General features: G+C 71.7%; 7 protein-coding genes. 4 read left to right on the top strand and 3 right to left on the bottom strand.

Features of this window, described 5'->3' with window-relative positions; all coding sequences use genetic code 11:
• The first annotated feature begins 156 nt into the window (after nucleotides 1-156).
• Nucleotides 157-1,083 (top strand): S1 family peptidase, encoded by a 927-nt coding sequence (locus ACFXA3_RS25470; RefSeq protein ID WP_385190526.1) that lies wholly within the window; start codon nucleotides 157-159, stop codon nucleotides 1,081-1,083.
• 120 nt (nucleotides 1,084-1,203) lie between these two features.
• Here ACFXA3_RS25470 and ACFXA3_RS25465 read toward each other — a convergent pair whose 3' ends face one another.
• Entirely contained in the window at nucleotides 1,204-1,437 is a 234-nt protein-coding gene (locus ACFXA3_RS25465; protein WP_030154305.1) for a hypothetical protein, read from the bottom strand.
• Nucleotides 1,438-1,881: 444 nt separating this feature from the next.
• Here ACFXA3_RS25465 and ACFXA3_RS25460 point away from each other — a divergent pair, with 444 nt between their 5' ends.
• The 3 genes from ACFXA3_RS25460 to ACFXA3_RS25450 all read left to right on the top strand — a co-directional run bounded on the left by ACFXA3_RS25460 (nucleotide 1,882) and on the right by ACFXA3_RS25450 (nucleotide 6,221).
• A complete protein-coding gene (locus tag ACFXA3_RS25460) occupies nucleotides 1,882-4,002 on the top strand; it encodes a type IIA DNA topoisomerase subunit B (RefSeq protein WP_385190523.1) in 2,121 nt (706 codons plus the stop codon).
• Between the two features lie 138 nt (nucleotides 4,003-4,140).
• On the top strand, nucleotides 4,141-4,632 hold the full coding sequence (locus tag ACFXA3_RS25455) for a DUF485 domain-containing protein (protein ID WP_385190520.1): 492 nt from the start codon (nucleotides 4,141-4,143) through the stop codon (nucleotides 4,630-4,632).
• The gene (locus ACFXA3_RS25450) at nucleotides 4,629-6,221 is read left to right on the top strand and encodes a cation acetate symporter (protein ID WP_385190518.1); all 1,593 of its coding nucleotides are present in this window, start codon (nucleotides 4,629-4,631) and stop codon (nucleotides 6,219-6,221) included. The genes ACFXA3_RS25455 and ACFXA3_RS25450 overlap by 4 nt, the downstream gene beginning before the upstream one ends.
• 28 nt (nucleotides 6,222-6,249) lie before the next feature.
• On the opposite strand, the gene ACFXA3_RS25445 is transcribed toward ACFXA3_RS25450, so the two are convergent.
• Both ACFXA3_RS25445 and ACFXA3_RS25440 read right to left on the bottom strand, forming a co-directional pair.
• Nucleotides 6,250-6,957 carry a response regulator gene (locus ACFXA3_RS25445; RefSeq protein ID WP_385190515.1) on the bottom strand — a complete coding sequence of 236 codons (708 nt, stop codon included), beginning with the start codon at nucleotides 6,955-6,957 and terminating at the stop codon, nucleotides 6,250-6,252.
• Nucleotides 6,954-8,192: ATP-binding protein (locus ACFXA3_RS25440; protein WP_385190512.1), on the bottom strand; the 1,239-nt coding region annotated here is incomplete at its 5' end. The genes ACFXA3_RS25440 and ACFXA3_RS25445, both read right to left, overlap by 4 nt.

Below are 8,192 nucleotides of genomic sequence, written 5' to 3'. Positions count from 1 at the left end.
CCTGGTGGTGTTCTCTTTCTTTTTTTTCCTCTCCTCCCCCACCGCCCCGGGGGGGGGGGCGGGGCCGGCGGTCTCCCGCCGCCCCCCCCCCCCCCCCCCCGCCACTTGGCGTCCCACTCTGGGTGGAGTCATGCACACTCAGAGTCAGGAGGCCTCATGCGTCGTCCCTTTTCCCGTGCTCTGGCGGGCGCGCTGACCCTGGTGGCGGGAGCGGCTGCGGCGCCGCTGGCCCAGGCGCCGCACGCAGCCGCGGACAGTGTGGTGATCGGCGGGAGGCCCGTGAAGGCGGCCGACAGCCCGTGGGTGGTGGCCCTCGCCAGCCGTGACCGGTTCGGGGGTACGCGGGGCGGCCAGTTCTGCGGGGGCGTCATCGTGGGGCCGACCACGGTGCTGACGGCGGCCCACTGCCTGGGCCGCCAGGTGCTGGGCGGCCCGGTGGAGTCCGTTCCCGACTTCCGGGTGATCGCCGGGCGCACGGAGCTGCGGGCGTCCGAGGGCAGGGAGATCGCGGTGCGCTCGGCCCGGGTGAACCCGGCGTACGACTCCCGGAGCAACGCCGGCGACCTGGCCGTGCTGGAGCTCGACGAGGCGGTTCCCGCGCAGTACGTGCTCCCCATGGCCGGCGCCGGGCATCCCGGCTACGCGCCGGGCGGCGAGGCGGCCGTGTACGGCTGGGGCGACACGAGCGGGTTCGGCGACTATGCGTATGCACTGCGTGCGGCGCGGGTGACCGTGCTGGCGGACGAGGTGTGCCGGCATGCCTACCCGGGGGACGCGGACGGACAGTACCGGCCCGATTCCATGGTGTGCGCGGGGCACCGGGACGGCGGCCGGGACGCCTGCCAGGGGGACAGCGGCGGGCCGCTGGTCGCCCAGGGCAAGCTCATCGGGCTCGTCTCCTGGGGCCGCGGCTGCGGGCGCGCCGACAGTCCGGGGGTGTACACGAAGATCGCGCCGCTCACGGACTTCGTCACGGCCTCTGAGACGGCTCCGCGGACCAGCGACGGCCAGGACGTCCCGTGGGGTGCCGAACGGCGCTCCGGACCGGCTGCACGGCCCGTACGGGGGCACGGCGGCGGCTAGCCGGGGCGCCCCGCAGGGCTCCGGACGTGAGGACGGGCGGCACCCCTGGGTCTCAGGGGGTGCCGCCCGTCGACCGGCCTGGCCGGTCCTGGCTCGTCGGATGCGAGGTATAGGCCTGTGTCAGCGGTCCTCGGTGTCGGCATTGGCCGTCGGAGCGGACGTGAGCCGCTCGGTCTCATCCTGTATATCCGCGGCGATCTTCTTGAGTTCCGGCTCGAACTTACGCCCGTGGTGGGCGCAGAACAGCAGTTCACCACCGCTCAGCAGAACGACGCGCAGATATGCCTGGGCGCCGCAACGGTCGCATCGGTCAGCGGCCGTCAGCGGGGTCGCGGGTGTCAGAACAGTAGTCACGTCGCCTCTTCTCTAGCTCGACGAGCTGTCGTACCAGGGTCAACATCCAACCAGGCCGAAAACGTTCCCGCTCGCGGCTTTTCCTCGAAACTTCCTTCCGAAGCTGGCCGGCTGCTGCCGGTTGGCGGCGAAGGAGCCGTATTGCGTTGCTTTACGGTTTCGCGTTGTCAGTCGTTCGCTTGTAGCAGTTCCGTCCTCCCCGGCGTGAGTGCCGGTTGTTCATGAGGACGTGCCCGAACACTAAATGGTTCATGCCTGGAAGGGAACGTGATGTTTGCTTCACCCGCGCGGGGGATCGAACATCCGTGCGGTCCTGCACTACGCTGATGAAGCGCGAGGGTGGCGTTGCATCGGCTCTACCAGGCCTCGGTACCCTTCGACGGGCAACCGAGCCACCCTGCGCCCGACGGGCCAGAAAAAGAAATTCAGCGAGGAGCGAACTGCGTGACCGCCGACACGTCCGTGCCTTCCAGCGCGCTGCTGTCCGGAGCAGACCGGGACGGCTCCAACTACACCGCGCGGCACCTGCTCGTCCTCGAAGGTCTTGAGGCCGTCCGCAAGCGCCCCGGCATGTATATCGGGTCCACCGACTCCCGAGGCCTCATGCACTGCCTCTGGGAGATCATCGACAACGCCGTGGACGAGGCCCTCGGCGGCTACTGCGACCACATCGAGGTGATCCTCCACGAGGACGCCTCGGTCGAGGTCCGCGACAACGGCCGCGGCATCCCCGTCGACGTGGAGCCCAAGACCGGGCTGTCCGGCGTCGAGGTCGTCATGACCAAGCTGCACGCCGGCGGCAAGTTCGGCGGGGGCTCGTACGCGGCCTCCGGCGGCCTGCACGGCGTGGGCGCCTCCGTGGTCAACGCCCTCTCCGCCCGTCTGGACGTCGAGGTGGACCGCAACAGCTCCACCCACGCGATCAGCTTCCGCCGCGGCGTCCCGGGGATGTTCACCGAGCAGGGCCCCGACAGCCCCTTCGACCCCGCCAACGGCCTGCGCAAGGTCAAGCGGGTCGCCAAGGGCAAGACCGGCACCCGGGTCCGCTACTGGGCCGACCGGCAGATCTTCCTGAAGGACGCCCGGCTCTCGCTGGAGACGCTCTACCAGCGTGCCCGCCAGACCGCCTTCCTCGTCCCCGGCCTGACCATCGTCGTCCGCGACGAGCGGGCGATCGACGGCGCCGGCAAGACGGAGGAGACCTTCCGCTTCGACGGGGGCATCAGCGAGTTCTGCGACTACCTCGCGCAGGACAAGGCCGTCTGCGACGTGCTGCGCCTGAGCGGCCAGGGCACCTTCAAGGAGACCGTCCCCGTCCTCGACGAGCGCGGCCACATGACCCCCACCGAGGTCACCCGGGAGCTCGGCGTGGACATCGCCCTGCGCTGGGGCACCGGGTACGAGACCTCGGTCAAGTCCTTCGTCAACATCATCGCGACGCCCAAGGGCGGCACCCACATCACCGGCTTCGAGCGCTCGGTCACCAAGACGGTGAACGAGGTGCTGCGCTCGGCGAAGCTGCTGCGCGTCGCCGAGGACGACGTGGTCAAGGACGATGCGATGGAGGGCATGACGGCGGTCGTCACCGTCCGGCTGGCCGAGCCGCAGTTCGAGGGCCAGACCAAGGAGGTGCTCGGCACCTCGGCGGCCGCCCGGATCGTCGCGGCCGTGGTCGCCAAGGAGCTCAAGGCCTTCCTGACCAGCACGAAGCGCGACGACAAGCAGCAGGCCCGCGCCGTGATGGAGAAGATCGTCGCGGCCGCCCGGACCCGGATCGCCGCCCGTCAGCACAAGGAGGCCCAGCGCCGCAAGACCGCGCTGGAGACCTCCTCGCTGCCCGCGAAGCTGGCCGACTGCCGCAGCGACGACGTGGAGCGCAGCGAGCTCTTCATCGTCGAGGGGGACTCCGCCCTCGGTACCGCCAAGCTCGCGCGGAACTCGGAGTTCCAGGCGCTGCTGCCGATCCGCGGCAAGATCCTCAACGTTCAGAAGGCGTCCGTCTCGGACATGCTGAAGAACGCCGAGTGCGGCGCGATCATCCAGGTCATAGGGGCCGGCTCGGGCCGGACCTTCGACATCGACGCCGCGCGCTACGGCAAGATCGTGCTGCTCGTGGACGCCGACGTCGACGGCGCGCACATCCGCATCCTGCTGCTGACGCTCTTCCAGCGGTACATGCGCCCGATGGTCGAGGCGGGCCGGGTCTTCGCCGCCGTGCCCCCGCTGCACCGGATCGAACTCGTCCAGCCCAAGAAGGGCCAGGACAAGTACGTGTACACGTACTCGGACAACGAGCTGCGCCAGACCCTGCTCGAATTCCAGCGCAAGAACATCCGGTACAAGGATTCGATCCAGCGCTACAAGGGTCTCGGCGAGATGGACGCGGACCAGCTGGCGGAGACCACCATGGACCCCCGGTTCCGCACCCTGCGCCGGATCAACATCGGCGACCTGGACTCCGCCGAGCAGGTCTTCGACCTGCTGATGGGCAACGAGGTGGCGCCGCGCAAGGAGTTCATCACGAGCTCCGCGGCGACGCTGGACCGCTCGCGCATCGACGCCTGACGGGCGCACCGGCACACCGGTGCTCTTCGCTCCATCACCGGTTGGAGTGAAGAGCACCGGGACACCAGTCCGGAAAACGTCCATACCGCACATCCTTGTGGGCACGCGGCCAATGCGGCAGCGGACAAGGAGAGTTCGGTGGACAAGCACGAAGGTCCCGATGCCGGAACGATCCGGCTCGACGACCCCTGGTACGACGCGCTCGCCGTCGGCTGGGGGGAGGGCGAGGGCGAGGACCCGCCGCCCCCGCGTCCGGCCGCCGGCGGCCGCGGCGCGCCCGGGGCGTCCGACATCTACCTCGAAGTGCAGCGCAGCGCCGCCTTCCAGGAGGTCCGCAGCCGCTACCGCGGGTTCGTCGTCCCCGCGACCGCCGGGTTCCTGCTCTGGTACGTCGCCTACGTGGTCGCCGCCACCATGGCGCCCGGCCTGATGGCCCGCCCCGTGGTCGGGGCGGTCAACGTGGCGCTGCTGGCGGGCCTCGGCCAGTTCCTCAGCACCTTCCTGCTGACCTGGGCGTACGCCCGGCACGCGCGGCTGCGCCGGGACCGGGCCGCGCTGGACCTGCGCTGGACGGTCTTCGAGCAGGAGCGCGGCCAGGAGCGTCGGCGCAGCCGGGGGGCCGGCCGGTGACCAGGGAGCACCAGACCCTCGCGCTGATCCTCTTCAGCCTCTTCATCGCCGTCACCCTGGGCATCACCACCTGGGTCAGCCGCAACCGGCACGGTTCGGCCGAGGAGTTCTACGCCGGCGGCCGACTGTTCTCCCCGATGGAGAACGGTTTCGCCATCGCCGGTGACTACATGTCCGCCGCCTCCTTCCTCGGCATCTCCGGCCTGATCGCCCTCTTCGGCTACGACGGCCTGCTGTATTCGGTGGGCTTCCTCGTCGCCTGGCTCGTCGTCCTCTTCCTGGTCGCCGAACTGGTCCGCAACTGCGGCCGGTTCACCCTCGCGGACGTGGTGGCGGCCCGGATGAGCGAGCGGCCCGTCCGGATCGCCGCGGGCACCGCCTCCGTCACCGTCTCGGTGCTGTACCTGGTCGCGCAGATGGTCGGCGCGGGCAGTCTGGTGGGCCTGCTGCTCGGCGATTCCGGCACCGCCGCCCGGACGCTGACCGTGATCGGGGTCGGGGCGCTGATGGTGGTCTACGTGTCCTTCGGCGGCATGCGGGCCACCACCTGGATCCAGATCGTCAAGGCCGTGCTGCTCATGGGCGGGGCCGTCACCCTCACCGTGCTCGTCCTGCTGCGTTTCCACGGGGACTTCGACCAGCTGCTGCTCAGTGCCGCCGAACGCAGCGGGCACGGGCGGCGGTTCCTCAGCCCGGGGCTCAAGTACGGGGCTGACTTGACCTCCCGCCTCGACTTCATGAGCCTCGGTCTGGCACTGGTCCTGGGGACGGCCGGGCTGCCGCACATCCTGTCGCGCTTCTACACGGTGCCGACCGCGCGGGCGGCCCGCCGGTCGGTGGTCTGGGCGATCGCGCTGATCGGCGGCTTCTACCTGATGACCATCGTGCTCGGGTTCGGGGCGGCCGCGCTGGTCGGTCCGGACGAGGTGCGGGCCTCCAACGCCTCGGGGAACACGGCGGTTCCGCTGCTCGCGGCGTTCCTGGGCGGCGGGGCCGGCTCGACCGGGGGAGCGGTGCTGTTCGCCTTCGTGGCCGCGATCGCGTTCGCCACGATCCTGGCCGTGGTCGCAGGGATCACGCTGGCCTCCTCGGCCTCGGTGGCGCACGACCTGTACGCCTCGCTCAAGCGCCGCCACGCCCGTCAGCGCAGCGAGGTCGCGGTGGCCCGGGCCGCGGCCGTCGGGATCGGGGCGGTGGCGATCGCGCTGGGGCTGCTCGCCCAGGACCTGAACGTGGCGTTCCTGGTCGGGCTGGCCTTCGCGGTGGCGGCCTCCGCGAACCTGCCGGTGCTGCTGTACTCGCTGTTCTGGCGCTCCTTCACCACGCGGGGCGCCGTCTGGTCGGTGTACGGGGGGCTGATCCCGGCGGTGGTGCTGGTCGTCCTGTCCCCGGTGGTCTCCGGCAGCCCCGACTCCCTCTTCCCGGGGGTGAGCTTCCAGTTCTTCCCGCTGCAGAACCCGGGCCTGGTCTCGATCCCGCTGGGCTTCCTGGCGGGCTGGATGGGCACGGTCACCTCGACGGAGGAGCCGGACGCGGCGAAGCACGCGGAGACGGAGGTCCGGTCCCTGACCGGCGCCGGGGCCGTGTGAGCGCAGTTCCCGGCGGCCTGCGGCCGGGTCATGCGCCCTCGGACGGGAGCCAGGAATAGCGGTGTTCGGGGCGGCCGGTCTCGCCGTAGCGCAGGGCCAGGGTGACCCGGGAGGTGCGCTCCAGGAGCTTCAGGTAGCGCTGGGCGGTCTGGCGGCTGATGCCGGCGCGCTCGGCGATCTGCTGGGTGGAGAGCGGGCCCCCGGCGGAGCGCAGGACCTGGCGGACCAGTTCGGCGGTGGTGGCGGAATGGCCCTTGGGCAGCTCGTTCGGTGCGCCGGCCGCGGCGAGGGCGCCGAAGATCCGGTCCACTTCGGCCTGTTCGGCCTCGCCGCCCGTCTCCAGGGTGCGCCGCAGGGAGCCGTACGCCTCCAGCCGGGTGCGCAGGCCCGCGAAGGTGAAGGGCTTGACCAGGTACTGGAGGGCGCCGAGGCGCATGGCGGACTGGACGGTGGCCAGGTCGCGGGCGGCCGTGACCATGATCACGTCGGCGTGGTGGCCGAGCTGGCGCAGCCGGCGGACCAGGTCCAGGCCGTTCTCGTCCGGGAGGTAGTGGTCGAGGAGGATCAGGTCCACGGGCCGGGTACCGAGGAGCTCCAGGGCCTCGGCCGCCGAATGGGCCCGGGCGCAGACGCGGAAGCCGGGAACCTTCGCCACGTACGCCGCGTTGATCCGGGCGACACGCGTGTCGTCGTCGACGACGAGCACCGCGTACACCCTGCCCGGGGTCCCGTTCATCGCAGGGCCTCCGGGAGCACGACGGAGAACTCCGCCCCTCCGTCGGCCGTCTCGCCGGCCCGGACGGTGCCGCCCTGCCGTTCCGCGAGGCGGCGTACGAGCGCCAGACCCAGCCCGCGCTCGCGGTGGGCCCTGGGCTGTTTCGTCGACCAGCCCTCGGTGAAGATGTCCTCGCGGCGGGCCGCCGGGATGCCCGGGCCGCTGTCCCGTACGCGCAGGACCGCCGTGCGCCCTTCGGCGTGCAGCTCGACCTCGACCAGGGGCGCGGCGGAGCCGGCCGCCGCGTCCAGGGCGTTGTCCACCAGGTTGCCCGTGATAGTGACGAGGCCTCCGGGGTCGACGAGGCGGTCGGGCAGGAAGGTGGCGTCGGCGAGGCGCAGCGGCACTCCGCGCTCGGCCGCGACGGTCGCCTTGCCGACGAGGAGGGCCGCCAGCAGCGGGTCGTGGACCTTCTCGGTGACCTGTTCGGCGGTGCTGCGGTGCACTCCGACGACCTCGGTGACGAACTCCACCGCCTCCTCGTGCAGGCCCAGCTCCAGCAGGCCGAGGAGGGTGTGGAGGCGGTTGGCGTGCTCGTGGTCCTGGGCGCGCAGGGCGTCGATCAGTCCCTTGGTGGAGTCGAGCTCGCGGCCGAGGTGCTCCAGCTCGGTGCGGTCGCGCAGGGTGGCCACGGCCCCGCCGTCCTCGGTGGGCATCCGGTTGGCGACCAGGACCCGGGGTCCCCGGACGGTGAGCAGGTCCCGGCCGGTGACGCGGCCGGCGAGGACGTCGGTGGTGCGGCCGGCGCCCAGTACGTCGTCCAGCGGGCGTCCGGCGACGCTGCCGGCGCCGTGCTGCGGGAGGCCCAGGAGACGGGCGGCCTCGTCGTTGACCAGCCGGACCCGGCCGTCGCGGTCGAGGGCGATCACGCCCTCGCGGATCGAGTGCAGCATCGCCTCGCGTTCGGCGAGCAGGCCGGCGATATCGGAGAAGGCCAGGTCGCGGGTCTGCCGCTGGATCCGGCGGGACAGCAGGTAGGCCGCGAGCGCGCCGGCCGCGAGGGCGCCGCCCGCGTAGGCGAGCAGGCCGGGTATGGCGCCGAGCAGGCGTTCGCGCACGCTGTCGTAGGCGATGCCGACGGACACGGCGCCGACGATCTCCCCGTCGGCCGCGATCAGCGGGACCATTCCCCGGGCGGAGCGGCCCAGGGTGCCCGCGTCGATCTCCCATTCCACCGCGCCCGCCGCGGCGGGGCC

Origin of the sequence: Streptomyces sp. NPDC059456 (assembly GCF_042750055.1) — a bacterium.
Lineage (GTDB): Bacteria > Actinomycetota > Actinomycetes > Streptomycetales > Streptomycetaceae > Streptomyces.
This window is presented reverse-complemented; position numbering and strand designations above follow the sequence as displayed.